Annotated in this window: 30 protein-coding genes; 17 read left to right on the forward strand and 13 right to left on the reverse strand. The window is 63.3% G+C overall.

Going from position 1 to position 25,185, the window contains the following annotated elements:
- The 3 genes from AC1D0Z_RS06860 to trxC form a co-directional block, all read left to right on the forward strand.
- On the forward strand, positions 1-612 hold a 612-nt coding region (locus AC1D0Z_RS06860), incomplete at its 5' end, for a M23 family metallopeptidase (RefSeq protein ID WP_477657493.1).
- Positions 613-810: 198 nt separating this feature from the next.
- Positions 811-1,332, forward strand: a complete 522-nt coding sequence (locus AC1D0Z_RS06865; protein WP_477657494.1) for a hypothetical protein — start codon at positions 811-813, stop codon at positions 1,330-1,332.
- A 211-nt stretch (positions 1,333-1,543) separates the two neighbouring features.
- Positions 1,544-1,981: a thioredoxin TrxC gene (trxC, locus tag AC1D0Z_RS06870; RefSeq protein WP_477657495.1), complete on the forward strand. Its 438-nt coding sequence runs from the start codon at positions 1,544-1,546 to the stop codon at positions 1,979-1,981.
- 117 nt (positions 1,982-2,098) lie between these two features.
- Here the strand turns inward: trxC and AC1D0Z_RS06875 are convergent, their stop codons facing one another.
- From AC1D0Z_RS06875 to AC1D0Z_RS06885, 3 genes are all read right to left on the reverse strand, one after another.
- Entirely contained in the window at positions 2,099-2,611 is a 513-nt protein-coding gene (locus tag AC1D0Z_RS06875) for a DUF2242 domain-containing protein (protein WP_477657522.1), read from the reverse strand.
- A 203-nt stretch (positions 2,612-2,814) separates the two neighbouring features.
- A complete protein-coding gene (locus tag AC1D0Z_RS06880) occupies positions 2,815-3,609 on the reverse strand; it encodes an oxygen-binding di-iron domain-containing protein (protein ID WP_477657496.1) in 795 nt (264 codons plus the stop codon).
- Positions 3,610-3,869: 260 nt separating this feature from the next.
- On the reverse strand, positions 3,870-4,475 hold the full coding sequence (locus tag AC1D0Z_RS06885; RefSeq protein WP_477657497.1) for a hypothetical protein: 606 nt from the start codon (positions 4,473-4,475) through the stop codon (positions 3,870-3,872).
- 289 nt (positions 4,476-4,764) lie between these two features.
- Between AC1D0Z_RS06885 and AC1D0Z_RS06890 the strand changes: the two genes are divergently transcribed.
- Together AC1D0Z_RS06890 and AC1D0Z_RS06895 are read left to right on the forward strand one after the other, a co-directional pair.
- Positions 4,765-6,144 carry a TAXI family TRAP transporter solute-binding subunit gene (locus tag AC1D0Z_RS06890; RefSeq protein ID WP_477657498.1) on the forward strand — a complete coding sequence of 460 codons (1,380 nt, stop codon included), beginning with the start codon at positions 4,765-4,767 and terminating at the stop codon, positions 6,142-6,144.
- On the forward strand, positions 6,141-6,797 hold the full coding sequence (locus AC1D0Z_RS06895; protein WP_477657499.1) for a GDSL-type esterase/lipase family protein: 657 nt from the start codon (positions 6,141-6,143) through the stop codon (positions 6,795-6,797). Before AC1D0Z_RS06890 ends, AC1D0Z_RS06895 begins: the two co-directional genes overlap by 4 nt.
- A 5-nt stretch (positions 6,798-6,802) precedes the next feature.
- Here the strand turns inward: AC1D0Z_RS06895 and AC1D0Z_RS06900 are convergent, their stop codons facing one another.
- The 3 genes from AC1D0Z_RS06900 to AC1D0Z_RS06910 form a co-directional block, all read right to left on the reverse strand.
- Complete coding sequence (locus tag AC1D0Z_RS06900) at positions 6,803-7,378, reverse strand: CinA family protein (RefSeq protein WP_477657500.1); 576 nt, start codon at positions 7,376-7,378, stop codon at positions 6,803-6,805.
- Positions 7,379-7,633: 255 nt separating this feature from the next.
- Complete coding sequence (locus AC1D0Z_RS06905; protein WP_477657501.1) at positions 7,634-8,203, reverse strand: hemerythrin domain-containing protein; 570 nt, start codon at positions 8,201-8,203, stop codon at positions 7,634-7,636.
- Between the two features lie 148 nt (positions 8,204-8,351).
- The gene (locus AC1D0Z_RS06910; RefSeq protein WP_477657502.1) at positions 8,352-9,098 is read right to left on the reverse strand and encodes a DUF2243 domain-containing protein; all 747 of its coding nucleotides are present in this window, start codon (positions 9,096-9,098) and stop codon (positions 8,352-8,354) included.
- 470 nt (positions 9,099-9,568) lie between these two features.
- On the opposite strand from AC1D0Z_RS06910, the gene AC1D0Z_RS06915 reads away from it, so the two are divergent.
- Complete coding sequence (locus AC1D0Z_RS06915) at positions 9,569-9,877, forward strand: KGG domain-containing protein (protein ID WP_477657503.1); 309 nt, start codon at positions 9,569-9,571, stop codon at positions 9,875-9,877.
- A gap of 73 nt (positions 9,878-9,950) precedes the next feature.
- Here AC1D0Z_RS06915 and AC1D0Z_RS06920 read toward each other — a convergent pair whose 3' ends face one another.
- From AC1D0Z_RS06920 to ylqF, 3 genes are all read right to left on the reverse strand, one after another.
- On the reverse strand, positions 9,951-10,214 hold the full coding sequence (locus AC1D0Z_RS06920) for a DUF378 domain-containing protein (protein WP_477657504.1): 264 nt from the start codon (positions 10,212-10,214) through the stop codon (positions 9,951-9,953).
- A gap of 195 nt (positions 10,215-10,409) precedes the next feature.
- A complete protein-coding gene (locus AC1D0Z_RS06925; protein ID WP_477657505.1) occupies positions 10,410-11,111 on the reverse strand; it encodes a response regulator in 702 nt (233 codons plus the stop codon).
- Positions 11,112-11,279: 168 nt separating this feature from the next.
- Positions 11,280-12,227 carry a ribosome biogenesis GTPase YlqF gene (gene ylqF, locus AC1D0Z_RS06930; protein ID WP_477657506.1) on the reverse strand — a complete coding sequence of 316 codons (948 nt, stop codon included), beginning with the start codon at positions 12,225-12,227 and terminating at the stop codon, positions 11,280-11,282.
- A gap of 346 nt (positions 12,228-12,573) precedes the next feature.
- Between ylqF and AC1D0Z_RS06935 the strand changes: the two genes are divergently transcribed.
- Positions 12,574-12,849, forward strand: a complete 276-nt coding sequence (locus AC1D0Z_RS06935; RefSeq protein WP_477657507.1) for a hypothetical protein — start codon at positions 12,574-12,576, stop codon at positions 12,847-12,849.
- A gap of 20 nt (positions 12,850-12,869) precedes the next feature.
- Positions 12,870-13,124 carry an oxidoreductase-like domain-containing protein gene (locus AC1D0Z_RS06940; RefSeq protein ID WP_477657508.1) on the forward strand — a complete coding sequence of 85 codons (255 nt, stop codon included), beginning with the start codon at positions 12,870-12,872 and terminating at the stop codon, positions 13,122-13,124.
- 238 nt (positions 13,125-13,362) lie between these two features.
- On the opposite strand, the gene gshA is transcribed toward AC1D0Z_RS06940, so the two are convergent.
- A complete protein-coding gene (gshA, locus tag AC1D0Z_RS06945) occupies positions 13,363-14,949 on the reverse strand; it encodes a glutamate--cysteine ligase (protein ID WP_477657509.1) in 1,587 nt (528 codons plus the stop codon).
- A gap of 356 nt (positions 14,950-15,305) precedes the next feature.
- Here gshA and AC1D0Z_RS06950 point away from each other — a divergent pair, with 356 nt between their 5' ends.
- The gene (locus AC1D0Z_RS06950; RefSeq protein WP_477657510.1) at positions 15,306-16,037 is read left to right on the forward strand and encodes a hypothetical protein; all 732 of its coding nucleotides are present in this window, start codon (positions 15,306-15,308) and stop codon (positions 16,035-16,037) included.
- Positions 16,038-16,100: 63 nt separating this feature from the next.
- Positions 16,101-17,396, forward strand: a complete 1,296-nt coding sequence (locus tag AC1D0Z_RS06955) for an MFS transporter (protein ID WP_477657511.1) — start codon at positions 16,101-16,103, stop codon at positions 17,394-17,396.
- 93 nt (positions 17,397-17,489) lie between these two features.
- Here the strand turns inward: AC1D0Z_RS06955 and AC1D0Z_RS06960 are convergent, their stop codons facing one another.
- Complete coding sequence (locus AC1D0Z_RS06960; RefSeq protein ID WP_477657512.1) at positions 17,490-18,152, reverse strand: alpha/beta hydrolase; 663 nt, start codon at positions 18,150-18,152, stop codon at positions 17,490-17,492.
- Positions 18,153-18,352: 200 nt separating this feature from the next.
- Here AC1D0Z_RS06960 and petA point away from each other — a divergent pair, with 200 nt between their 5' ends.
- On the forward strand, positions 18,353-18,970 hold the full coding sequence (gene petA / locus AC1D0Z_RS06965; protein WP_477657513.1) for a ubiquinol-cytochrome c reductase iron-sulfur subunit: 618 nt from the start codon (positions 18,353-18,355) through the stop codon (positions 18,968-18,970).
- A gap of 84 nt (positions 18,971-19,054) precedes the next feature.
- On the forward strand, positions 19,055-19,291 hold the full coding sequence (locus AC1D0Z_RS06970; RefSeq protein WP_477657514.1) for a hypothetical protein: 237 nt from the start codon (positions 19,055-19,057) through the stop codon (positions 19,289-19,291).
- 13 nt (positions 19,292-19,304) lie between these two features.
- On the opposite strand, the gene AC1D0Z_RS06975 is transcribed toward AC1D0Z_RS06970, so the two are convergent.
- Both AC1D0Z_RS06975 and AC1D0Z_RS06980 read right to left on the reverse strand, forming a co-directional pair.
- A complete protein-coding gene (locus AC1D0Z_RS06975) occupies positions 19,305-20,078 on the reverse strand; it encodes a GDSL-type esterase/lipase family protein (protein ID WP_477657515.1) in 774 nt (257 codons plus the stop codon).
- Between the two features lie 12 nt (positions 20,079-20,090).
- On the reverse strand, positions 20,091-20,573 hold the full coding sequence (locus AC1D0Z_RS06980) for a TspO/MBR family protein (RefSeq protein ID WP_477657516.1): 483 nt from the start codon (positions 20,571-20,573) through the stop codon (positions 20,091-20,093).
- Positions 20,574-20,652: 79 nt separating this feature from the next.
- Between AC1D0Z_RS06980 and AC1D0Z_RS06985 the strand changes: the two genes are divergently transcribed.
- From AC1D0Z_RS06985 to AC1D0Z_RS07005, 5 genes are all read left to right on the forward strand, one after another.
- Positions 20,653-21,534 (forward strand): PhzF family phenazine biosynthesis protein, encoded by an 882-nt coding sequence (locus AC1D0Z_RS06985; RefSeq protein WP_477657517.1) that lies wholly within the window; start codon positions 20,653-20,655, stop codon positions 21,532-21,534.
- Positions 21,535-21,607: 73 nt separating this feature from the next.
- A complete protein-coding gene (locus AC1D0Z_RS06990; protein ID WP_477657518.1) occupies positions 21,608-22,081 on the forward strand; it encodes a DUF4864 domain-containing protein in 474 nt (157 codons plus the stop codon).
- Between the two features lie 223 nt (positions 22,082-22,304).
- On the forward strand, positions 22,305-23,354 hold the full coding sequence (locus AC1D0Z_RS06995; RefSeq protein WP_477657519.1) for a class I SAM-dependent methyltransferase: 1,050 nt from the start codon (positions 22,305-22,307) through the stop codon (positions 23,352-23,354).
- A 145-nt stretch (positions 23,355-23,499) separates the two neighbouring features.
- A complete protein-coding gene (locus AC1D0Z_RS07000) occupies positions 23,500-24,216 on the forward strand; it encodes a hypothetical protein (RefSeq protein ID WP_477657520.1) in 717 nt (238 codons plus the stop codon).
- 542 nt (positions 24,217-24,758) lie between these two features.
- Positions 24,759-25,185 (forward strand): hypothetical protein (locus AC1D0Z_RS07005; RefSeq protein WP_477657521.1); only part of this gene is annotated, 427 nt, incomplete at its 3' end.

Genomic DNA, 25,185 nt, shown 5'->3' on the forward strand with positions numbered 1-25,185 from the left:
TTATCTGCAGAGCCCGGCGAGGCCAGCATCACGGTACAGACGCCGGACGGCAGCCAGCAGCAGCTGTCTTACACCGTGGCGCCCAAGCACTACCTGGAGCAGCGCCTCAAGGTGGCGCCCGGCACGGTGGATTTGTCACCCGAGGACCAGGCGCGCTACGAGCGCGAGCGCGCACACCAGGAAGTGGTGATGGCGACCTTCAGCGAGCCCTTGCCGCAAACGCCGCTGCGCATGCAGGTGCCGGTGCCGGGGCGCCGCTCCAGCTCGTTCGGGCTGCGGCGCGTCTTCAACGGGCAGTCGCGCAACCCGCACAGCGGCATGGACATCGCCGCTGCCACGGGCACGCCGGTGGTGGCGCCGCTGCCTGCCCGTGTCATTGATACGGGCGACTACTTTTTCAACGGCAACACGGTGTGGCTGGACCACGGCGGCGGCCTGCTGAGCATGATGTGCCACCTGAGCGCGATTGGCGTGGCCGTTGGCGACACGCTGAAGACCGGCGAGCGCGTCGGCGCGGTGGGTGCCACAGGCCGCGTCACGGGGCCGCACCTGCACTGGGGCGTGATGCTGAACCGCGCCATGGTGGACCCGGCGCTGTTTTTGGCGGCGTGAACCGGGCCGAGGCCATCTAAGGCATAAAAATGGCTGCAACCCAACACAGACGCGCGCAAGCAGCTATGAAAAACGTAGCACCTTCACGCCAAAACCGGCTGTAACCGAATCTGGACGGGCCCCTCTAGCCCGGTAGGTCGCACTCACTAGGGAAAACCTTGATGATGAACCATTGTTCAACCCATTGAAGGAAACACCATGACCGCCAAAAACCTCTCGACCGTTGCGACCGACCTCATCGAGTCTTCGGGCAACACCGCCCGCCACGTGATCAACGCCTACCGCGCCGGCGGCGAGCGCGCAGTGGTCCTGCTGGAGCAGCGCTGGAACCGTGCCCTGAAGCAGTCGCGTACCGAGCTGACGGCTGAAACGGCCAAGAACGCCACGGCAGCACAACTGGCCTTCAGCGTGTACTACACCAAGGGCCTGATGCTGACGACCAACGGCGCACAGCAAGTGGTGAGCCAGCTGGTCAAGGTTCTGGAAAGCGGCGTGGAACGTGCCGCTGCCAACGCCAGCCTGTTTGAAGAAAAAACCGGCGTGACCACCCTGAACACGCTGGCCCAGGCCACCGCGCCAGGCGCCCTGGCACTGAGCAAACTCGCCGCGCAGATCGAGCAAAAAACCGCCCAGCTCGCCAGCAAGATTGCCGGCGACCAGGCCAGCACCGCCAAGCGCAAGACGGCTTTCAGCCAGCGCCGCACCGCCAGGGCAGCCTGAGTATTTGTCAGGAAAAATGCCTGCAGCGCTTGATTGACGGGCGCAAGCAGCTATTAAATCAGTAGCGCCCCGCCCACATCGAGCCGGGCGCAAATGCAAGACAAGCCGCCTCTTCAGGCGGCTTTTTCATGCGCGGAGCTCGCGGACTTCCCTTGCCACCCACGGGAAATCCTTTGCTTGAAATGCCGKCAGCGGCCCCCAGTTGCCTCTGATGACCGACCCTCTCCACATCGTCTGCCCGCACTGCCACACCACCAACCGCGTGCGCGGCGACCAGCTGGGCAGCGAGCCGACCTGCGGCAATTGCAAGAAGGCCCTGTTTACCGCGCATTCCACCGCGCTGGACGAAGCCGCGTTCGACAAACACGTCATCCGCAACCAGATCCCCGTGCTGGTGGACTTCTGGGCGCCGTGGTGCGGGCCATGCCGGCAAATGGCACCCGCCTACGAGCAGGCTGCGGCGCAACTGGAGCCGCAAGTGCGCGTCGCCAAGGTCGATACCGAGGCAGTGCCCAACCTGGGCGCGCGCTTTAACATCCGCAGCATTCCCACACTGGCCCTGTTCAAGGGCGGCCGTGAAGTGGCGCGCCAGGCCGGCGCCATGGGCGCGGCCGACATCGTGCGCTGGGTGCAGGCCAACCTGCGCTGAGGTGATTGGCGGTCGCTATGTTTTTCATAGCTGCTTGCCCGTCCGTATTGCCATCGGGGCACATTTCCTCAATTTTCCAAATGATTTTTGCGCGACTGCGCGGAGCGGGCCGCTCCATCAATCCAGCGCTGCGTCCGCCACAAGGTAGCGCCTCACCAGGTCAAAGAAGCGGTCGTAAAACTCGTCGGACGTGATGGTTTCGCTGCCCACCTTGACCATGGACTCATTGCCTGAGGTAAACGGCAGCGACACGGAACCAATGGCGCCCACACCCAGGCTGGCGGAGTTGTTGCTCTTTTTCATCGCGTAGCTGTCTTGCAGCGCGGTGACAAAACCCAGGCTCACCTTTCCGTCGGGCGTGTCGGGTGCGCACACCACGCGAACCACCATTTGCAGGTGCGCCTCGGGCTCGGGCTGGAAGGCCTTCTGCCCTTCCACCAGTTCGGCGCTGGCCATGTTGATGATGTAGCCCTGGCTGAGCAGCGCGCGCCGCGAGGCTTCGCAGGTGCGCGCCGGCGTGGCGTCAAAGAGGCGCGAATAGGTCTGGGTGGAGGCAAATTTTTCCTGCACCGGAAACGCCTTGGCGCCGGTGACGCAACCTGTCAGCAGCGGCGGCACGCACACCGCCATCACCACAGGAAAAAACCGCAAATATTTCCGGAGTTGAGTCAAAAAAGAGCTTTTCACGGGAGGGCGTGGGCTTGAAGATGTTCGGGCATAAGGCGTCACCATACCTCGATTGGAGGCGCCTGTTCACACATCGGGCTGATTGCAGTTGTAGCAAATCGTTCACGCCCCGCTGGGCCACGCCCTCCTGCCCGGTTCAGGCCCCTTTAGGCCATTACCCGGCCGCTGATCTGGCCGGTGGGTACCTGGTAGTTGCGCTCGTCGAACAGGTCAATACCGCATTTCAGCGACTCCGCCCAGTCAAAGAACTGGCCGATGGCCGCACCCTTGAGCGGTGCGCCGTGCTGGGGTACCAGCATCGAGATATCAAGCCGGCGCGCCATGGCCACCCACAGGCGCAGGACCTTGTTCGACACCATGTAGCGCTTGTGAAACCCTTCCATCAGGGGCAGATGGGGTTTCAGGTCGGTAACGGGCACCTGCGCCGTACGGCCTGACATCATCGACACGCCGAGGTCACCGGTAAACAGGATGCGGCTGATCGGATCGTAAAAATGGAAGTTGCCTTCCGAATGCAGGAAGTGCGCGGGCAGCAGCCACAGCTCGCTCTGCCCCAGCGGCAACCGCCCGCCGCTGTCGGGCACGCCCACCAGCCGCTGCTCGGTCTTTCCGACCTTGGTGAAGTGCGGCACAAACCGCTCCCACACGCGCGAGATCACCAGCTGCGCGGGGGTGGACGTGAGCCAGCGGTCCAGCGAGGCAATGATGTCGGGGTCGGCGTGGGAAGCAATGATGTAAGACAGCTTTTGCGGGCTGAAGTGGCGCGACATGCCCAGGAACAGTTCGTTGAAGGCCAGGTTGCCGCCCGGGTCGATCACGGCGCCGGTGCCGTTGTCGACAATCAGGAACTGGTTGGACTGGACGGCCTGGCCGTCTTCTTCGATCAGGTCGGTGAACATCAGGCAGGCATGCCTGTCGTCACGGTAAAGCTCTATGGGCATGGCGTGGGTTGCGTATGGACGCAAAAAAGAGAAGAGGGAACTTTATAAGCAGCACCCCGCTTGCGTATTGATTCAGGTCAATGACACACCTGAAGCACCCGCCACCCACGCCGGTGCAACACGCGCAATGCAACGCGCGCGATGTAGCACGCAAAAAAAAACGCGCCGGCGCTTCAATGAGCACCAGCGCGCCTTGCTTGCGCAGGGCAGCTGTTCAGGCGCCGCGTGGCGGCGCCCGGAACAGCGCTTCGCTTAACCGCTTAACCGCGGCGGCGGTTGTTCATCATGCGTTCGACGTCGTCGCGCAGTGATGCCAGCTCATTGCGCAGCTGGCGGCGCTCCTGAGGGGTCACCACGCCGTCAGCCTTGAAGCTTGCTTCATGGCGCTCGATACGGCGTTCACGCTGGTGCAGCTTGGCGGCCTCGCGCTGCGTGATATGGCCCGTGCGTACGCCTTCATCAATGCGCTGGCTGATCTGGAATTCACGGTTGTCGATGCCTGGGGTGCTGCCGGCATTGCCGGGCCGGCCCGCCACCACATCGCGGTTGGTCATCATGCGTTCCACTTCGGCGCTGAGGCCGTCCAGGTCGGCCCGCAATTGCTGGCGCTCTTGCTGCGTGGCGACGCCGTTGGATTTGAAGCGCGCCTCGCGTGCCGCGATTTCCTGGTCGCGGCGGTACAGCACCTGCGCTTCAGACGGCGTGATGTGGCCGGACGCCAGCCCCTGCTGAATACGCGCGCTGATGGCCTGCTGCGCCTGGTCAATGCCCGGTGTGTTAGTGCCCTGCGCCATGGCGGGGGCAAATCCCAGGCCGGCGAACAGGGCTGAGGCCAGCAACGAGACAGTGAGGAATTTCGATTTCATGGGGTGCTCCTTGGAGTGCTTCTGCTTTTGCGTTTGATTGCCAGCAGCCCGGTGGGCAACTTGCGGTGGCGGCGATAAATCTCCGGTTCGGCAAGCGGCTGTGGGGGCTGCTCCTGAATCGCTGCTTTCAAAGGCCTTTGCGCTTCAGTGAAACCATTGTTGGCCCGCTCTTGTGAATGCCGTGTAAGGCAAACGGAGCTTTACCGCGTCATTACGCAGTGATTACCCTTGCATTACGTCGCGCTTGCAGTGGTGTCCAGATGCGCTTTGGCATGGTTAGACTGTGCGCATGCTGATCATCCCCTCGCTGAGCCGCAAGCAGACAGCCCTTCTTGCCATTGGCATCGTCGCGGCGCTGGCGCTGGTGTTGTCGATGTTTTCCCGCTCGATCCTTCCGGCCCCGCCCGGCCAGGTGGAAATGACTACCGGCTCCATTGACGGCGCGGCGCACCAGTTCGCGTTGCGATACCAGAGTTATTTAAAAGCCAACGGCGTGGCGCTGACGCTGAAACCTTCCACCGGCGCCGTCCAGAACCTGGAACGCCTGAACGCGGGCACACCCGTGGGATTTGTGCAGGGCGGGCTCGGTTTGCTGGCGCTGGATTCGCTGGAGCCTGAGTCCAGCACACCCTTGCGGTCATTGGGTGTGGTGGGCTATGAGCCGGTCTGGATGTTTACCTCACCCACGCTCGCCAGGGCCCTGAGCAAAGGCCTGGGTCCGCTGGCCGGCAAGAAGATAGCGGTCGGCGTGGAAGGCAGCGGCACACGCAAGGTGGCGCTGGAGCTGTTGCAAACCTACGGCGTCACCCCGTCCAAYGCCACGCTCACGGCGGACAGCGGGCAAGCCGCCGCCACGGCATTGCTGGCCAAAGGCCTGGACGCGCTCATCATCATCGGCGCGCCGCAAACACCGGCGGTGCAGATGCTGCTGGGCAGGCAGGACGAAGCGCACCTGGTGTCCATCGAACACGCCGAAGGGCTGACCCGGCGCCTGCCTTACCTGTCGCTGGTCACGCTGAAAGCGGGCTCGGTCGACCCGGCCCAGGACCGGCCGCGCCAGGACATCACGCTGCTGGCCACCCGGGGCAACCTGGTGATCCACAAGGATTTGCACCCTGCCCTTGCCTACCTGCTGCTGGAGGCGGCACGCGACGTGCACCGCGGCGCCACGCTGCTGAACCGCCCGGGCGAATTCCCCAACGGCTTGGCGACCGACTTTCCACTGGCTGACGAAGCCGCGCGCTACTACCGCGACGGCCGGCCGTTTTTGCAGCGCTACCTGCCTTACTGGGCCGCCAATGCCCTTCAGCGCCTGCTGCTGGTGCTGCTGCCGCTGGTCGCCATCGCCATCCCGGTCTTCCGGGTGGTGCCCAAGCTCTTTGAGTTCAAGGAAAAGAACCGGCTGTACCGCCGCTATGGCGTGCTGCTGGAGATGGAGCGTGACATCACGTCGCGCACCCTGACTGCGCAAGAGGTGGCCGAAGCGACGGCCAGGCTCGACAAAATCGAGCATGAGGTGAGCCACATGAAGTTCTCGCTCGACTTTTCAGACCGGGTGTACACATTGCGCCAGCATGTGGACTATGTGCGGCGGCAACTGCACCCCGAAAGCAATGCATCCGCCAGCGGCGCCGGCGCCGCTGGCCCACAAGATTCGCAGGACCCATGACACCCGATCACCTCTTCTTTCGCCGCAAACTCCTGCTGGGCGCCGCCGGCTCTGCACTGCTGCTGGCTGCGGCCTGCTCCAAAAAGGCCGGCCCCAAAGGCAAGACCCTGCCCAAGGAGGCGACCCTGCTGTGCCTGGGCGATTCACTGACCTATGGCTACGGCGCCCCGGCGGGCGCCAGCTACCCGCAGCAGCTCGAACTGCTGACCGGCTACGTCACGCAGAACGCAGGCATCAATGGCGACACGGCAGCGGGTGCGCTGGCGCGCCTGCCTGCCCTGCTGCAGGAAAACAAGCCGGGCCTGGTGCTGGTGTGCATTGGCGGCAATGACTTCCTGCGCAACATGCCGCTGGACAACACCCGCGCCGCGCTCCGGTCGATTGTGCAAACCGCGGCGGCCAGCACGCAGGTGGTGCTGATTGCGCAGCCCAAACCCGTGCTGCTTTCCGCGGCGATGGGTTCACTGAAAGACCATGAGGTGTATGCCGAGGTGGCCGCGGAAACCGCCACGCCACTGTTTTCGGATGCCTGGTCGTATGTGCTGTCCCGCAGTGAGCTGCGCTCTGACCAGATCCACGCAAATGCAGAAGGCTACAAGGTGTTTGCCGGGCGTTTGGCCGACTGGCTACGCGACAGGAAATTCATCGCCTGACGGGTTCATCCATCGGCGCGTTCGCGCCGTGGGGATGTTTGCAGAAAAGCCGCGTGGCGGGCCGGGATCTGCGTGAGCGCATAGGCGGCGGCCTGCTCCCGGATGCTGTTGCGGTCTCCGCTGAACCGGCGGGTTTCCGTGAACACTGCATCCCCGGTTCCATCGCGCCCCATAAACATCCACGCAAAGCATTGTGTGCCGGCAGGAATCTTCGGGTCGGTGTCGTCGGTCACGCCCGTGTTGGCGATGGCCATGGTGGCTTCGCTTTTTTCCATCGCGCCACGCACCATCTCGGCGGCCACTTCTTCACTGGTCAGGTTGTGGCGCTCAATGGTCTCGGCTTTCACGCCGAGGCAGCGCTGTTTGGCCTGGGGTGAATACACCACGTAAGCCGACTCCAGCAGGGAGCCCGCGCCCGGCACATCTGCGAGATGCGCCGCGATCAGGCCTGCGGTGCAGGACTCGGCGGTGGCCAGCACCAGTGAATGATTTTTCATGTACGCCGCGACGGCCCTGAGCTGGTTGCTGTTGGCGTCGCGGAATGATTGACGGGAAGGCGGACTTGGACTGTCAGGTGTCATGGAGTGCGGCCCAGGCGGCACCCGAACCTTTTAATGAAGATACCCTGACTATCCTTAACCGGCGCCCGCGCGGCCAGAGCCCGTTGCTGATTCGCCGTGTAGGAATGATTTGCGCTACCGCGCAGGACCCTGCCCGCTTGCGGCCCCGCCATCACCCTACGCCACAGGAATTCATTGAAATCTGAACGATAGTGCTATTGATTTAATAGCTGCTTGCGCACGGCCAGCCTGGCTTTCGGCAATCTCCAGCAAGCTTCAGGCGTCACCCAGCCCAATGGGGGCCGGCGCCTCCATCACAATGCGCGTGAAAAGGCGGTCATACACCGGGTCGGCTGCGTGTTTGCCGGTGAGCGGATCGCGGTTTTTCTGAAAAGCGGCGTCCAGCTCTTTCCAGTCGGCCTCCGTGAGCACTTTCTCCGCTTCAGGCAGGATGACCGTCTCTTCCAGCCGCATGTGCTCCAGGTAAAAGTCGACATAGCGCCGGCACTGTGCCTCAAACTCGGGCTTTCGAATTTCGCCCAGCAGCTCCCAGGCGAGCAGCAAGTGCTGCAACTCACGCACGGCTTTCTCGCCGCTCATGTGGTCACGCTCCAGCTGCTGCACCGTGGCCATGACCGCCGGCGCGGAGCGCACCACGCGTGGGAACAGCAGGTCCGACTCCTTCGGGTGATGCAGGCGCTCGGGGAACTCGTCAATATAAAACAGCATGGCCCGAAAGACATCAAAGAAGCGCTGCGCATGGTCACCCGGGCCGCGCGCCACCATGAGCAGCATGGACCGCAGCATGGCGGAAAGGGAGGCATGCTCATCGAGGATGATCTGCACGCTGGCATGTTTGTGAATGGCGGCCTCCGGCGGTTGTCGGGTATTTGGTATCGCCAAGAATGCCGCAAACGCCGCCGCGGGCCTTGATGAAGATCAAATGCAGCGCATCTGCCTTGCCGGTTTTCCCAAGAAGAACCTGAAGAAAGTATCAGCCGCCAGCCAGCGCCACGGTGACCCTGCCATCACCGCCGCAGGACGGGCAAAGGCCTGCCGCGTTGCGGCCTGTGCCACCGCACTCCCGGCAGATGGCTTCCCCGGTGCCTGCCGTGCCTTCGGGTGCTTCATCACCGGGCTCCAGCACCGCGCCCTGTGTGGCGACCGGCTGCGCGCCGCGGGCCCGGATGGCCGAGGTTGCGGCCGGTGGCAAGGGTATGGCGGCGCGCAGGCGGTGCACCCAGAACCAGCCGCCTGCGAGCATGGCAAGCCCCCACAAGAGAAAAGCCAGGTCCCAGTAAATCCACTGGGCGGCAGGAACGGTTTCGTTCACATGGTGAATGCCCAGCAGATGATGGTCCACGACGCCTTCGACCACGTTAAAGATCCCGAAGCCCATCAACATGCTGGCAAACAACATGGGCGCCGACCATAAAAAATGCGGCCGGCGCGCGGTGCGCCACAGCCAGAACAAGCCCCACACCACAAAGACGTAGGTGCTGGCGTGAAACAGGCCATCGGCGAATGTGTTGATTTGCAGGTCGCGCACGTTATTGGCGGGGAAGCCGGCGCTGGAGAGCATGTGGTGCCATTGCAGGATCTGGTGCAGCACGATGCCGTCAAAAAAGCCGCCCAAGCCCAGCCCCAGCAGAATGCCGGCGCCCAGCGGGAAGCGTGGCGGCATCGTGCTGGGCACGCTTTGCTGGTGATTGGTTTCAGGCTGGCTGGTGGCGGAATTCATAAGCAGTTTTGCAATTGGGTTCAGCAGGAAGCCACGATACGGCCTGCGTTTTACACCGCATGCCGAACAGCACCCTGGTGATGCGTCAGACAATTCGTACAGCGTCCGCAGCCCCAGCGGAGGCGCATGGGCCCGGCGTGCCGTGGATTATTTTGTGAACAACCACGCAGTGCCTTCCACTCTTGCCAGGGGCCTGGTTTTCGGCTGGGGCGTATCGCCTTGTGCGGCAACGCGGCAGCGTTTTTTTACGGCCCGCTCCTCGCATGCTCCGGGCCTGTGAACAACTGCTGCCACGAGCGCGAGGGCCGGCACACGATGCAGTGTTGAGCTTTAACTTTTCCTACAAGCGCTGATTTTTGCAACCGACATTCATGACATGAAGACGTGCGCATCATGAAGTTGTGGCGGGCAATTCGGCCCCCCACTGTCCAACCAGCCCCACGTGGGCTTTTTCATCCAAGGAGAATCAGATGGCTTCAAATAACCAAGGCGGAAACCAGGGCGGCAATCAAGGTGGAAACCAGGGCGGCAACCAAGGGGGCAGCCAGAGCGGCAACCAGGGGGGCAGCCAGGGCGACACCTCCAACCGTGGTTTTGCATCCATGGACAAGGAGCGCCAGCGCGAGATTGCCAGCGAAGGCGGYAAGGCATCGCATGAAAGTGGCAATGCCCACGAGTTCACCTCGGAGGAAGCACGCGAAGCCGGCCGCAAAGGTGGCCAGGCCAGCGGTGGAAACCAGGGTGGTGGCAACCAGGGCGGCTCCGGCGGCAACCGTTGAGGTCGCCCCGTAGCGAAAAAGGGCAGTTTTACCTGCCCTTTTTTTTGGACCGCCGGCGGCGGCTTCCACGGCATCACGCAAAGCGCGCAAGGCGCATCAGCAACACGACGCCGTACAGCGACGCCAGGCCTATCAACCCATACATGACGCGAGCCGGTATCGTCATCGCACCAAACAACAGGGCGAGCAGGTCAATGCCCAGCGCACCGAAGAGGCCCCAGTTGATGCCGCCTACCACCAACAGGATCAATGCAATCCAGTCGAGCGCGATCAGCGGCGACGCCTTGGGTGGATAGTGGTAAACGGCCGAACTGCTGTTGTTCCCGGTGGTTTGCACAGCCTGCCCCTCGATGAATAGGATGAATTGAATACTGCAAGAAGATTGCAGGCATTGTGGACAATGCGCGGCATTGTGCAGATGGGTCGCCGGCCTCACCGTGCGTAGGAAAGCTTTGAGGCCTGGGCCTCCATTGCGCTCTCAGGTTGCTCAGTTGCCAATTGCGCTAATTGCGCTAATTGCGCTCAATGGCTTTCAGTTAAGAAAATGGTGGTCTATCGCGTATCGGGTCAAGTGWGAGTTGCTGCTGAGCTTGAGCTTTTGCAACACCCGCGCGCGGTGTGAACTCACGGTGACATCGGTCAGGCGCAGCGCCGCCGCAATTTCCGTGACGGTCTGGCCACCAGCAAGCCTCAGGAATATCTGGAACTCCCTCGGGGTCAGGCCTGCAATGCCCGGCGGCGCTGCCGTGTCAATGGCGGCCCACAGCATGGACTGCACCTGCTTTGAAAAATAAGTGGACCCCTCGGCAACAGCCCGAACCGCATCGACCAACTCATGCACGGGAGCGGACTTGTCGACATACCCCCGCGCCCCGAGGCGAATGAGCGGCAAGGCAAACTGCTGTTCGGGATAGCCGCTGTAAATCACGGTGCCCATGTTCGGCGCGGTGGCGGCGATCTTCTCCAGCACGTCGACAGCGCTTTCATGCCGCATGACGATGTCCAGCACCATCACATCGAGCTCCCGGGAATTGGCCAGGGCCAGCGCATCATGGGTGTTGGCGCCGGTGGCCACCACGCGCAGGTCGGGGCAGTCCAGAAACAGCGCCTCCATGCCCGCCCGGACCACGGTGTGGTCATCAACAATCGCGATCCTCTTTGGCGTCTCCCGCGCGAAAGCATCGGCCATCGCTGCGCCATGCGTTTCCTGAAATTGCTCTATGAATTTCTGCATACCCGTCCATGAAAACCGGGCTCAAAAATCTATGGCCCGTACCTCATGATTTTCATTTTTGGGGTGCTCAAGGGGCATGCTCATCAGCAGCGTACCTGCGCTGGCGTAGGACGGTTCTGGAGCGTGTAACAACGCGGGGCCGATGCGCTTGGCTGCCCGCAAAGCAGGTCAGGCAGGTGGCCGGGGAATCTTCTTGAACTTGATCAGCCTGTTGGTTTCGATCTTGTCTTTTTTAACCTGGCGCTCGGCGTCCAGCAGCCGGCCGGCAGCCGCCCATTCAGCAAACTCTTCGGGTGTCTCCAGCGTCACGCGGCCCAGCGTTCCCGCGCGGAATTCATAAATCACGATCTCGGCGGCCTTTTGCAGGTTGACCCGGCCCTTGGAGAGCACCGCGCCGCGCTTGCGCCCGATTTCCTCCAGCAGTTGCTCGTCCGTGATGCCGGGCGTGACCTCGACCTTGTACCGCGCCTCCAGCAAGGCCGGGTAATGCTTGATCAGGTAGTCAAGCAGCTCCAGCGCCACCTCTTCTTCGTTGAAGGCATTGCGGCCAATGGCGCCGCTGGCGGCCAGGTTGTAGCCGCTCTTGGCCACGATGATGCGCGGCCAGAGCATGCCGGGCGTGTCCCACAGGTAAAACCCGTCGGCCAGCACCAGGCGTTGCTCGACCTTGGTGATACCGGCTTCGTCGCCGGTTTTGGTAGCGCGTTTGCCGGTCAGGGTGTTGATGAGAGTCGACTTGCCGACGTTGGGAATGCCGCAGATCAGCACCCGCATGGGCTTGACCATGGTGCCGCGCGTGGGCGCCAGCGCGTGGCAGGCGTCGATAAGGCGGCGGGCCGGTGTGGTTTCGCTGGCGTCCAGTTCGATGGCACGGGTGGCGGGCAGGCTGTTGTAGTGCTCAAGCCAGAGTGGCGTTCGGGCGGGGTCGGCCAGGTCGCGCTTGTTCAGGACCTTGAGCGCGGGCTTTGCGCCTGTCAGTTCGGCCAGCATGGGGTTGGYGCTGGAGCCGGGCAGGCGCGCGTCAAGCAGCTCAATGACGACATCAATTTCCTTGATGCGCTCACTGATGGCTTTTTTGGTCAGGTGCATGTGACCGGGAAACCACTGGATGGCCATCGGGATCTTTCTTGGGGTGTTCGGGTTCAGGTAGAACCGGGGCTGAAAACCCGGCTCAATCCCCAATTGTCGCCGCAGCGCGGGCTGGCCAGGAGGTGGCCTTTGGGGCCCTGCCTGGGCCATGCCGGAAAACCACCTCGAAACGATCCTGTGTACTTGCTGATAGTGGAAGACGATGCGATGTCGGCCGAAGCAGAATCGTTAAGGCTCACCGTTTTTGCCGGGCAGGCCCCGCGTAGGCCTGTTACATCCAGCGCGGCGCGATGAAGGACAATTGAGGTCCAGACCCGCCATCACCGCCACCAGGGCCACCCAAGCGCCTTGCAACCCCATCTATCGAGCCCCCATGCCCCTGCCCGCTGCCCCTGACCAAAAACCCGTGGTTCCCGCCCGCCGCCTCGCCGCTTCCAACCTCAAGGCCAACAATGAGCTGATGATCAAGGGCATCCTGTGTGTGCTGATCGGGCTGGGCGTGCTGGTAACGCCCTACTTCATCACTTCGCCGGGCATGCAAGGCATCGTTGCCCAGTCGGCGCTGGTAGGCTGGTTTGCCCTGGTGCTGGGCTGCGCATTCATTGGCCTGTACTTCCGCCGGCGCATGGCAGCCTCCAACAAAACCTGACAAGCCCCCGCCCCCAGGCCATGCCCGAAAGCCCTGCCGACCACAGCGCCGCCGTGGCGATGTTCAGCACCCTGCAGGAGCGCGCCGCTGCTGCCGGCATTACCCTGCGATCTCCTCCCCTCGAACCCACCACCTGCTGCGGGCGCGGCTGCAACGGCTGCGTGTGGGAAGGCTGGTATGCAGCCGCGGCGTACTGGCGTGAAGACGCCGAAGCGGCGATTTCAGGCACCAAATCGGGCTCCAGCCCAATACCAACCAGCGCCGCCAGCTATTGAATTAATAGCAACCAGTGAGTGTCGATAGGGGTGTGCTATTCACCAGCGGGGGCCGCGGAACTGGCTTTGCCAGGCCGCAGGCGCCGTCCCCTGCAAGGGGAAAAGGCACTACACGAAGTGAGTGCCGATAGGGGTGTATCCATCTCACCGCGGAACTGGCTTTGCCAGGCCGCAGGCGCCGTCCCCTGCAAGGGGAGAGGGGGCTACACGAAGTGAGCCCCAACAGGGGTGTGCCTATTTAATGAGCCCCAACAGGGGTGTGCTCAGCTTCACGGCCTGGCATGCCCAGGCGTTCCGCCGACACGTACTGCTGACGGTACTGCTCAAACGGCATGGTGTCCGAGGCTTCGATGTTCTTTTGCTCTCTGACGGATTCTTCGGTCAGTGCGGCGAAATGCGCCAGCTGGGCGGCCGACAGCGCCTGGGCCTGCAGGATGCCCTGGGTTTTTTCAGACTGCGCACGGGTGAACCTGATGAAGGAGTTGTCGTGGCTGCTGGCCATGGCTGCCAGCACGCGGGCCGAAGGCAGGGTGCCGGCATCCAGCAAGGCAGCGCTGGCGGAGGTCAGGGTGTCGCTGTATTGCGTGCCGCCATGCGCGGCGTCGAGCGCCGCCGCGATGGGCGCGCACTGCGCCACCACCTCCGCACCCCAGGCCGTCAGCGTGATCTCCTGGCCGCCGCGCTTGAGCTTGAGGCCMGGCTCACGCCCGCGCGCGGCTGTCTGGTGCTGGTTGTGCTTGAGCTCGGCGATTTCCTGGGGCGTGTCGTTGGGGCTGTCCGACAGCAGGCAGTGCAGCAGGAAAACGTCGAGGAAACGCATGGTCTGCGCATTGATGCCGACCGGCTCGAAGGGGTCCAGGTCCATCAGCCGCACTTCGATGTATTCGACGCCGCGCTCGCGCAGCGCATGCAGCGGCCGCTCGCCGGGGTAAATGACGCGCTTGGGGCGGATGGTGCCGTAGAACTCATTTTCAATCTGCAGCAGCGTGGTGGCCAGCTGGTTGTAGTCGCCGCCGGGGTTGCGGATGCCGACCTTTTCATAGGCCGGGTACGGCCGGGTGAGCGCATCCTGCAGCGAGGCACCGTACCCGTCGAGGCTGTTGTAGCTCACGGCCAGCGAGGCCTGCGCATCGCTCTGGTAACCCAGGCGGCCCATGCGCAGCGACGTGCCGTGGGGCATGTACATGGTGCTGTCGCTCAGGGTTTGCAGCTCGTGCTGGCGCCCTTCCACAAACGTGGAGCACACCGCAGGCGAGGCGCCAAACAGGTACAGCAGCAAAAACGCCTGGCGGCGGAAATTGCGGATCAGCGCGAAATATTCCTTGCTGCTCACCCCGGGGAGGGACCAGTTGTAGTGAATGCCCGAAATGGTTTGCATGCGCCTGCCGTAGCGGTGCGACAGGCCCATGCGGTAAACGCTCTTGGCGCGCCCGACATTGGACGAGCCGAACCGTGCGATGGGAATGGTTTCGTCGGTCGGCAGGCCGCAAGGCATGCTGGACACCCAGAGCATTTCGTCGCCCAGCTCTTTCATGGTGCGGTAGGTGAACTGGTGCAGCTCCGTCAGTTCCTGCAAGGTGGCTTCAGGGCTGGCATGGGCGCCGGTGACCAGCTCCACCTGGGATTCGCTGAAGTCCGTGGTGATGCCGGGGTGCGTAAGGGCCGACCCCAGGGCTGCGGGATGCGGCGTGAGGGCCAGGCCGCCGCCGGGCTTGGCGCGCAGGCTTTCCTTTTCGATACCGCGGCGCATGCCCTTGAGCCGGGCCGGGGTCAGCGCTTTCAGGCGGTCCTGTAGCGCGCCCGCAGGCGCCTGCAACTTGGTCATATCGTCATTCCCCCAGAATCTTGAATTGGCGTGGAAGTTATCACAGCACGGCGCTTTACGCTGGCGCTTCCGGCTTGCCAGCACAGCCCGGGTGGGGTCTGGCGCGGGGCCTGTGCAGGCTGGCCGGATTTGGGCCAGGCACCGCACTTTCCCGGCAGAAATCCGCAGTTTGGGTGCCAGGATGTGGAAAGCGAGCGACGGCGGTGCGCCAACGTGCATAACTCCCTTGACTTGTCAGACAAGCTGGACGACGATAAAAAACATTCCGTAACACAACCGTTTTGCCCTCCAATTTCCGCCAAACTAAACGGTTTTGCGGTCTTTTAGCCTGAGGCAGCGTAGAGCTTGATCAAAAAATGAAAAAACTGCTAGCCGGCCTTTTTGGTGGTTCAACCCCTGTAGCGTCGCCCAAACGCGCGGGCGCGTCCAGCCGGGACAACCCGCTCACGATTGAAGACGGCTCGGACAACGCGACGCGCCGGCACCTCGTGCAGGTGCTGCTGCGCGATGCCATGCGTAAATACGGTATTCCCCTGCCCTGGATCGACTGCCAGATGCTGCTGGTGTCCAGCCGCAGCCGCGGCCCTGGCATGTATGTACGCCTCGTTGTGCGGCACTGGGACGAGCGCCTGCTGAAGTACGCCTTCGCCTTCCAGAACGCCCTGATGGAAGAAATCACGCGCTTTGAACCCGGGGCAGCCCAATGGCTGCACGGCATTTCGTGGCAACTTGAAGTGGCGCAAACCTGCCCCAACCCGACCATGCCCGACAAGTCGTATTGGGCCGACCCTGTCCGGCCACCCGCGTCAGCCCGCCCGCCACGCAGCGCACCGCTGGCGTCCCTGGCCCCTCTTCCCGCGGCGGCAACAGCCTCTGCGGCGCCCATGCCCGCCGTCCCCGCTGTCGCGGCCGTCCCGCCGGCCCAGCCTGCAGCATTGGTGGCACGGCCGGCCCCGGTCTCCGCAGCTGACGCAGACGCCATGAAAGACCTGGAGCGGCTCTTTCGCATCCGCGACCAGGAACTGGGCCAGCCAAGCGACAGCAACTCCGCCGTCGGCTACGAAGCCACGCGCCCTTCCCCGCTGTAACGCACCGGCTCCACAAGGGCCGTCCAGAGCGCAGCTGGGCAGCTGCTGGTGTACGCTCGCCTGATGAGCCCTTCCGTCACGCCCCCGAGCCCTGCAACCGCCGCGCAGGACTCCTCGCTCCTCATCGACTCACGCTACGCCGTGATGCGGCTGATGGTCACGCTGGCCCTGATGACGGTCGGCGCCTGCGGCATGTATGTGGTGGCCGTGGTGCTGCCCGCGGTGCAGGCCGAATTCGGCGTGTCGCGGGCCGATGCCTCGCTACCCTATACCGCGCTCATGATCGGCTTCGGCGTTGGCGGCGTGCTGATGGGGCGCCTGGCCGACCGCTTCGGTGTGATGGTCCCGCTGCTGATCGGGGCGGCTGCACTGGGCCTGGGTTTTGCCCTGGCCGCCATGGCCGGCAACATCTGGATGTTCTCGCTGGCCCACGGCCTGCTGATCGGCTTTCTCGGCTCTGCCGCCACCTTTGCGCCGCTGCTGGCCGACACCTCGCTCTGGTTTGTACGGCGCCGCGGTTTTGCCGTGGCGGTGTGCGCCAGCGGCAACTACCTTGGCGGCGCGATCTGGCCACCCATCGTGCAGCATTTTGTCGAGGCCGCAGGCTGGCGCCAGACTTACTTGTGGCTGGGCCTTTTCAGCTTTGTCACGATGACAGCGCTGGCCTTGTTGATGCGCAAGCGCCCACCGGTGGCGGTGGCCTCGGCAATAGGCAACAGCGGTATCGCCGCCACCACCAGCAGCATGCCCTTCGGCCTGCCGGTCGGCCGTGCGCAATTGCTGCTTTGCATCGCCGGCGTGGCCTGCTGCGTTGCCATGGCCATGCCGCAGGTGCACATCGTGTCGTATTGCACCGACCTGGGCTACGGCGCGGCGCGCGGCGCTGAAATGCTGTCGCTGATGCTGGCCTGCGGGGTGGTGAGCCGCCTGGTGTCAGGCATGATCTGCGACCGCATTGGCGGGCTGCGCACGCTGATGCTGGGCTCCATCCTGCAGGGCATCGCGCTGCTGCTGTTCCTGCCGTTCGACGGGCTGGTGTCGCTATACGTGATTGCCGCGCTGTTCGGCCTGTTCCAGGGCGGCATCGTGCCGTCTTACGCCATCATCGTGCGCGAATACTTTGAGCCCGCCGAAGCCGGTGCGCGCGTGGGCACGGTCATCATGGCCACCTTGCTGGGCATGGCGCTGGGCGGCTGGATGTCAGGCAAGGTGTTTGACCTCACGGGCTCCTACCACGCCGCCTTTCTCAACGGCATCGCGTGGAACCTGCTGAACTTCAGCATCGCGTTCTTCCTGTTGTGGCGTGTACGGCGGATGGCACGGGTGGCCACGGCGAAAGTATCGATGGACCAGGCCTGAGCCGTACGGCCCCAATCAATGCTATATTTTTTATAGCTGCTTGCGCCCGTCCCTTAAGGGCCCCAGCCTCTTTCCACGAAAATCAAAAATCCGTCAGGCCAGAACCCGGCGCAACCACTGTTCCAGGTCGGTGATTTCCTGCGGGCACACGGAATGCTCCATCGGGTATTCATGCCACTCGACCGGGTAACCCATGGCCGTGAGCGCATCGCGCGTGGCGGTGGCACGCGGCAACACCACCACGCCGTCACGCGTGCCATGGCCCAGGAAAATGGGCACATCCCCGTTGGCGGCGCTGCGCTCGGCGGCGGTCTTGTCGGCCAGCGGCAAATACCCTGAAAGGCCGGCAATACCGGCCAGCCGTTCGCTGTGGCGCAGGCCCGTCATCAGCGCCATGGCGCAGCCCTGCGAAAAGCCAGCCACCACGATGCGGCTGGCGGGAATGCCGCGCGACTTCTCGCGCGCGATCAAGGCCTCGATGTCGCCCTGCGACTTGCGCAGCCCGGCCTCGTCCTGCCGGCTGACCAGGTCCGCGCCCAGCAGGTCGTACCAGGCCGGCATGACGTAGCCGCCGTTGATGGTGACCGGAATGCTGGGCGCGCTCGGGAAAAGGAAACGCACATCGCCCACGCTGGACAAGTCCAGCTGCTCGGCAACCGGCAGGAAGTCCCGCCCGTCGGCCCCCAGGCCATGCATGATGAGAACGGTGGCAACGGGCTTGTCGCCCGTCTGGGCTTCAATGACTTCGAGGGGCATGGGTGAAAGGGTCCAGGTGGTTAAGGTGGCAGGTGACGATTAATGCTGAATGTCGCGGGCTTGACGCTGCAAGGCAAGCCAGTCGGAGATTTTAAGACCGGCCTAAGCTGGCCCGCGAACAATGGTTTGCACGGTGTGATTTCCTTGCGCACGGGCGTAGAGAAAACAACCGGGCCAACTGCATTTAAAAATTCCACATCATGCATAGCGTCACCCAACTGATCCGCGCGATAGACGACGGGGCCTTGCCGGACGCCGGGCGCCGAAGCCTGCTGGTAGCGGCAACCGGCATCGCCGCCGGCACCGGCCTGCTGGCAGCGGCCTACCCCTTCGCTGCCAGCCTTGCGCCGTCAGAAGTGGCGCGTGCCCAGGGGGGGCCAGTGCTTGTCGACATTTCCACACTGGCGCCGGGCGAGCTGCGTACCGTTGCCTGGCGCGGGAAACCCGTCTGGCTGATGCGCCGCAGCGAAGAAATGGTGCGTGCGTTGCAGCAACCCAATCCGGCACTGGCAGACCCGCAGTCCAGGCGCTCCGAGCAGCCTGAATCATGCGTCAATGCGACCCGCTCCGAGCGCCCTGAAATCCTGGTGGCGGTAGGGGTGTGCACGCACCTGGGCTGCTCCCCGACCTTGCGCCTGGACGACAGCGCGCTGAATGCCCAGCTTCACGCGCCCGGCGGATTCTTTTGCCCCTGCCATGGGTCCCGGTTCGACCTGGCCGGCCGCGTGGTGAAAAACGTACCCGCGCCCACCAACCTGGATATTCCGGCCTACCGCTTCATCGATGCGGACAGGCTGCAGATCGGCAAGGCGGTCTAGGCGGCCTTGCCTGCAGCTTGTGCCATCCCGGATGCTTTGCTAGCATCTGGCGTCAGCATTTTCTGACGCAGGTTGGAGATTCACATGAAGCTCATCATTGCCGCCGTCGCCCTCGCCACTTCGTCCCTGGCTTTTGCCCACAACTGCCCCAACGAGATGAAGGCGATTGACGCCAAGCTCTCCACCAACCCCAAGCTATCCCCTGCCGACATGACCAAGGTGAAAGAACTTCGCGCCGATGGCGAAAAGTTTCACAAGGAAGGCAAGCACGACGACTCCATGAAGGCGCTGGGCGGCGCGAAAAAAATCCTCGGTATTTGAAAGCCGCGGGGGCTCAACCCTGGCGGTGCAAGGCCGCCAGCCGGTTTGAAAAATCCGCCTGCCGGTTCAGCTCGTCCCACCACAGGCGGTAGCCGGCGTCGCTGGGATGCAGCCCATCCCGGGCATTGAGCTCATCGGGCCGCCGGGCAAAGGGGTCTTCGGACTTGTCCTTGTACAGGTTCACATACAGCGCACTGTTGTCTTTGGCGGCTTCGCGCACAAAGCCGTGCAGCACCTGGGAGCGCCAGGTCATCAGCCACGACCAGGGCACAAGGAAAAAGGGCGCACTGCCCACATTGCCGCAGGGCATCACCACCACCAGGCTGGCATGTGCGCGCGCCAGCTCGGCGGTGCGCGCAATGTCCTGCTCCAGCGTCTCATTGCGGGTAAGGCGAATCACATCGTTGCCGCCACCGAGCACCAGGATGGCATCAAAACGCTCGGCGCCTAAAGCTTCGAGCTGCCCGGCAATGTCGGCAAATTTTGCACCGTCCCTGGCGCGGTTGGTGATCTTCAAGTGAGGGTGTGCCTGGCCGATCAGGCCGGCCAGGCTGGTGGCGGGAGAGGACGCGCCGGTGCCCACGCCGGTACTGTCGCCCACCACCAGCAGGCTGGCCAGGGCGCCGGCGGGTGAAGCCCCGAAAGGCTCGCTCAGCCGCGCAAGTTCGACCGATTGCCGCAGGCGCCAGGCGCAGCCGGACATGGCCAGGACAGCGAGCGCCGCAATCAGTGCAATCGCGGGCAAGGTGCGTGAGCGCTGGCGCAAACCAGGATGGGCGTGTTGCATGGCGTAAGGTAGCTAACGGTTTAACCAGGTGATGCTGAGCTGCAGCACAGTGGCAAACGCCACCCACAGCAAATAGGGAATGTTGACAAGGGCCACCCAGCGCACCCGGCGCCAGATGGCACTCAGGGCCCACCCCAGCGTGCCCAGTACCAGCAGGATGTCCACGCTGGCCAGCGCGTTGTTCTTCAGGCCGAACTGGATGGGCGTGTAGGCCAGGTTAAACAGCAGATTCAGGATGAAAGGCAGCAGTACGCTGATCGGCAGGCGACGCCTGAGCGCCTGCACCAGTACATAGCCGAAGCTGAAGGCAATGATCAGGTAGAGCACCGTCCACACCGGCCCGAAGACAGTGGCGGGTGGCGCAAAAAAGGGTTTGACGAGTTGCGCGTACCACGCGGCGCCGCTGGTGTGGTCCATGGAAGGCTGGTGTTGACCGATAGTGACGAAAAGGAAAAGATAGGCAGGGAGGGAAGAAAGACAATGACTTTTTACCACCGGCAGTCTGGTGCCCGCGGCCTGAAGCGCTGACAGCCGGGTAGGACGCCGCCGCGATAATCAGCAGAGGAGGTTTCCAATGATCACCAACCCCTCTGTGCAGGGCCTCAGCTATTACCAGGTCGATGTCTTCACCCACGAGGCACTGGCCGGCAACGGCCTGGCCGTGTTTCTGCCCGAAAGCCCGTTGCCGGCGCGCCTGATGCAGCGCCTGACCATCGAGATGCGGCAGTTTGAGAGTATTTTCCTCACGCCGGACGGGCCCGGCAACCGCTTCGAAGCACGTATCTTCACGATGGAAGAAGAGCTCGACTTTGCGGGCCACCCTTTGCTGGGCGCCGCGGGTTTGCTGCACTACCTGCACGCGGCGCAAGAGCCCTGCGCCGACTGGACGCTGATGCTGGGAACCCGGGCGGTTGCCATCAGCACCACGCGCAAGGAAGGCCCGCACGGCACTTACGACGCCAGCATGAACCAGGGTATCGCCCGCTTCGAGGGTGCGCTCAGCCACACGGACAGCCTGCCGTTCCTGGCGGCGCTCGGGCTGGGCCCGGCGCAGCTGGATGTGCGTTTTCCGTTGCAGGTGGTGTCCACCGGGCTTCCCTATCTGCTGGTGCCGCTGGTGGGCGGCCTCGACCACGCAAAAATTGTGCGTCCTGATTTTGAGGCGCTGCTGGCCGCCGTGGGGGCCAGGTTTGCCTATGTGCTGGATGTGTCGGCGCGCGAAGGCCGCACCTGGGACAACGCCGGACTCGTGGAAGACATTGCCACCGGAAGCGCTGCCGGGCCGGCAGGCGCCTACCTGCTGCATCACGGTGCGGCAAAGGCCGGCGAAGTGATCACGATCAAACAGGGGCGCTTTGCCGGGCGTCCCAGCCGTATCACGGTAGAGGCCAATGCGGCCGGCGAGATGCTGGTCAGCGGCGGTGTCGTGGTGCTGGCGCACGGCCGGCTGGTTTGAAGCCGCATCCATTGGCACCGCATCTGCGTACCTCCAGCACGCATTTGCCAAGGAACCGAAAAGGATTGACCGTATGACTGCCGCCCTGCTTCACTGGAACCTGTTGATGACCCGCATGGCCCGGCTGTTCACGGCAGTCGGCGCAGCCCTGTTAATGCTGGGCGCAGCATGGCCTGCAAGCGCAGCGCCCTTCACGGCAGCCGACGAAAAGGCGGTGCGCGCCGTGGTGCAGGCCCAGCTGGCGGCCTTTGCAAAGGACGACTCTGCCAGGGCGTTTTCCTTTGCAGCCCCCAACGTGCAAAAAGCCGTCGGTACACCCGAGGCCTTCATGGCAATGGTGCGCCGTGATTACCCGGTGGTGTACCGCCCGGCGTCGGTGGCTTTCCTCAAACCCGAAGGCAAGAACGACCAGGCAATCCAGCGTGTGCAAATGTCCGATGCCAGCGGTGTTTCGTGGCTGGCGGTTTACAGCCTGGCGCGGCAAAGCAACAAGGCGTGGCGCATCACCGGCTGCGCGATGGTGGAAAACAAGGGCCGCATGGCGTAACACAACAGTCTGGTTGGTAACGGCAATCTTTGTTGAGCGCGCGCAGGCTTTGCGCAGCCTCCCTGCACCAGCGCCCCCTGCACGTCCGTAAATGCCGGTTCAGGGCAAGCCACTCAGGGCGCCAGGGCCCCACACGCCACTTACAGAGGGTTACCCGCGGCGTTTGACCAGCGGCTAAGGTGCCCGGTAGTGCTGCCTTGCGGCACCCTTTTTGGACCTCACCATGAACATGCCCGCCAGCTCACTTGAATTCGCGCGCTTGCCGGCAGAACCGGCTCCGCCGCCACGCAGGGAAGGCCTTCAGGCACCAGGCCGCTGGCAGCAACGCCAGGGCGTACTGCAGCCGCGCGACTCCGCCCTCAAGGTGAGGACGAAGTGCCCCGGTTGCCTGTCGGCCTCCCTCCGCATGGTTTACGARGAGCCGTACACCGGCGCGGGCGTCCAGGCTTATCTTGCGCGGCACTATGAAGGCCATGCCTCGCGAACCGCCGACGCGGGCGTTTACGCCCTGGCGCGCTGCAACAGCTGCGGGCTGGTCTTTCAGCAACAGGTGCCTGACGACCCCTTGCTGGGCGAGATCTACAACGACTGGGTTCCCGGCACCGAGCTGGACCGCGAGCACCGCAATTACAGCCTGGACGAATACCGTTACCTGGCCGAACAGGTGCAGTTCATCATCCAGTATTTCGGGCTTCCGCCGGGTGAGCTGGATGCACTCGACTTCGGATTCGGCTGGGCCCACTGGTCAAAAATGGCCATGGGCTTTGGCTGCAATGTTTGGGGCGTGGAGCTTTCCGAAGAGCGCGCCCGTCACGGAAGGTCCGTGGGCGTGCGGGTCGTCAGCCTGGCCGACCTGCCGGCCAGGAGGTTCAGGTTCATCAACACGGAGCAGGTCTTTGAACACCTGACAGAACCCAGGCTGGTGCTCGAAAAGCTGCGCGATGCCCTTTCGGGCGACGGCGTCATCAAGATCAGCGTTCCGAATGCGGCCGCCGCACTGAAAAAAATCAGTCAGGGGAAAAACTTCGGCGCGTTGTCGGCAGAGGACCAGATGCCCATCGCACCGCTGGAACACATCAACGCATTCAGCCACGAATCGCTGGTCGCCTTCGGAAAGGAGTTTGGCCTGAAGCCGCTGCGCCCCAAGCTCTACCGGCTGTACAACAGTGCCTCGGGCCTGCTGCAACCGAAAAACCTGGCGCGGGTGATTGCCCGGCCGGTCTACCGGCATATTTTCCCGGGCACAACCTTCATCTACTTTGTCCGGGCCTAGCCATGCACATTTCGTCCGGTGGGTCTGGCCGTAGGACAAGGCCGTAAATCCGCTGGGCGAAGCCGGCCGGCCCTTAAGATAAAAAAGCCGCTCCGCATCTCGCGGTCCGGCCTGCGTCAGGTTTACCCAGAAAGCGAGGCACACCATGCTGATCAAAAGAACTCTTGCCATCGCCGCAGCGGCCACTGCCATGTGGATGGCCGGCGGTTTTGCCACGGCTGCACCAACAACGGACGCCGGCTTGGCCAGCGCCACCGGGAATCCGGAAGGCGCCAGGCTGGCGAGCCAGTACAGCGCGTTTGCCGGCTCCCCGCAGAACGCCGAGTCGCTGGTGGAAGGGCTACGCACGGGTACGCCGATTTCGTTGAGCCCCAGCCCGACCGGGCCCAACGCCACGGCACCGGCAGCAAGCCTTTCACCGGCCACCGGAAAAATGGGGTACGGCAACATCAATATTGCGCTGGCGCTGGCCAAGACATCACTGGCCAAGCAAGGCATTACCAATCCGACACCTTCACAGCTCTCGGCTACGCTGGGCGGGTTGCTGTCTCAGAAGGCTGACGGAATTGGCTGGGGCCAGATCGCCAAAGGCATGGGTGTGAAACTGGGCGCCGTCGTGAGCGCTTCGCATACCTCCAGGAGCGGCAAGAAAGCCAATGACAGCGTTCATGCCGTTCACGCCAGCAATGTCGCAGCGGCCCATGCCTCCAGCAAAGGCCTTGCAGCCGGAAAAGGGTTCGGCAACAACGGCAGTGGCGGCCAGGGTGCAGGCAATGGAGGCGGCCATGGCGGTGGTAACGGCGGCGGAAATGGTGGAGGCAACGGTGGCGGTGGCGGTGGCGGTGGTGGAAATGGGAAGTAGCGCCGCAGCGCGTTCTGCCGCATCCCGCTGAACCAGCGTACACCTGAAGGCGGCCGAGCTCGCTATGGATTTAATAGCTGCTTGCGCCCGTCCTGTCTCGCTTATGGCCTTGTTCCTGCCAGATTTTCCGGCGTGCAGTCCTTTTTGATGTTCTCAGGCCAATAGCGCTTTTACGGGGAACGCCGGTGACTGCGCCACCCGCATGTCAAAACTATCAATTGGTTACATAGTGAAACATTTTGGCGCCGAGGCCGCTTGAGCGCAAACCCGCTGCGAGGGTTCCTCGCCCTGCCAGTGCCCGGAGTGGTAATCCCTTAATAATCCGGCGTTCTCGCCTTGTCATCCTCTGAACGAGAGGTTTCAAAACGCTGCAATTGAACCGGCTTTTCATGAAAAAGTACCGGTTTTGAAGCGGCCCCCACTTGACTTGCGGAGCCCAGTCGCCGACATTGTTAACACTTTGTAACATAAGGTGTTGGCCAAAGAAACGGGGCAAAAATCCCGTCACATGGCCGGCGCTACAACCCGATGCGAGCCCCCTCATGAAACTTCCCCAGCTCTTCGGACTGAAAAAGACGGCAGCAGCCCCGCACTCCGAATCGGAAGTCTCCATACCCGGCGAAGAAGGCTCCGCCATTGCCTTGAGGCAGCAGCTCATACAGGTGCTGCTGCGGGACGCGGCCCGGCGTGCGGGCATTCCGTCGCACTGGCTGGACTGCCAGATGCTGCTGACCGCCCACCCCCAACGTGGCGAAGGCATGTATTTGCGCATCATCATGAAGCACTGGGACCTGCGCCTGCTGACCTATGCCGCGGCTTTCCAGAAGGTACTGATGGCCGACATCATGCGGTTTGAGCCACGCGCCAACGACTGGCTCCACGGCATTTCATGGCAGCTTGACGGCGGCGACAGCTGCCCCCACCAGGAACTGCCCGACCCGACCATCTGGATACAGAGCCCCACACGTC

The organism is Polaromonas sp. P1_E3 (genome assembly GCF_056405935.1).

Bases quoted from the DNA above. Each gene is read 5' to 3' on its own strand.
- AC1D0Z_RS06865 (WP_477657494.1), top strand. From the start codon at position 811: ATGACCGCCAAAAACCTCTCGACCGTTGCGACCGACCTCATCGAGTCT.
- trxC (WP_477657495.1), top strand. From the start codon at position 1,544: ATGACCGACCCTCTCCACATCGTCTGCCCGCACTGCCACACCACCAAC.
- AC1D0Z_RS06875 (WP_477657522.1), bottom strand. From the start codon at position 2,611: ATGGCGGTGTGCGTGCCGCCGCTGCTGACAGGTTGCGTCACCGGCGCC.
- AC1D0Z_RS06880 (WP_477657496.1), bottom strand. From the start codon at position 3,609: ATGCCCATAGAGCTTTACCGTGACGACAGGCATGCCTGCCTGATGTTC.
- AC1D0Z_RS06885 (WP_477657497.1), bottom strand. From the start codon at position 4,475: ATGAAATCGAAATTCCTCACTGTCTCGTTGCTGGCCTCAGCCCTGTTC.
- AC1D0Z_RS06895 (WP_477657499.1), top strand. From the start codon at position 6,141: ATGACACCCGATCACCTCTTCTTTCGCCGCAAACTCCTGCTGGGCGCC.
- AC1D0Z_RS06900 (WP_477657500.1), bottom strand. From the start codon at position 7,378: ATGACACCTGACAGTCCAAGTCCGCCTTCCCGTCAATCATTCCGCGAC.
- AC1D0Z_RS06910 (WP_477657502.1), bottom strand. From the start codon at position 9,098: ATGAATTCCGCCACCAGCCAGCCTGAAACCAATCACCAGCAAAGCGTG.
- AC1D0Z_RS06935 (WP_477657507.1), top strand. From the start codon at position 12,574: ATGCCCCTGCCCGCTGCCCCTGACCAAAAACCCGTGGTTCCCGCCCGC.
- AC1D0Z_RS06940 (WP_477657508.1), top strand. From the start codon at position 12,870: ATGCCCGAAAGCCCTGCCGACCACAGCGCCGCCGTGGCGATGTTCAGC.
- AC1D0Z_RS06950 (WP_477657510.1), top strand. From the start codon at position 15,306: ATGAAAAAACTGCTAGCCGGCCTTTTTGGTGGTTCAACCCCTGTAGCG.
- AC1D0Z_RS06955 (WP_477657511.1), top strand. From the start codon at position 16,101: ATGAGCCCTTCCGTCACGCCCCCGAGCCCTGCAACCGCCGCGCAGGAC.
- AC1D0Z_RS06960 (WP_477657512.1), bottom strand. From the start codon at position 18,152: ATGCCCCTCGAAGTCATTGAAGCCCAGACGGGCGACAAGCCCGTTGCC.
- petA (WP_477657513.1), top strand. From the start codon at position 18,353: ATGCATAGCGTCACCCAACTGATCCGCGCGATAGACGACGGGGCCTTG.
- AC1D0Z_RS06970 (WP_477657514.1), top strand. From the start codon at position 19,055: ATGAAGCTCATCATTGCCGCCGTCGCCCTCGCCACTTCGTCCCTGGCT.
- AC1D0Z_RS06975 (WP_477657515.1), bottom strand. From the start codon at position 20,078: ATGCAACACGCCCATCCTGGTTTGCGCCAGCGCTCACGCACCTTGCCC.
- AC1D0Z_RS06985 (WP_477657517.1), top strand. From the start codon at position 20,653: ATGATCACCAACCCCTCTGTGCAGGGCCTCAGCTATTACCAGGTCGAT.
- AC1D0Z_RS06990 (WP_477657518.1), top strand. From the start codon at position 21,608: ATGACTGCCGCCCTGCTTCACTGGAACCTGTTGATGACCCGCATGGCC.
- AC1D0Z_RS07000 (WP_477657520.1), top strand. From the start codon at position 23,500: ATGCTGATCAAAAGAACTCTTGCCATCGCCGCAGCGGCCACTGCCATG.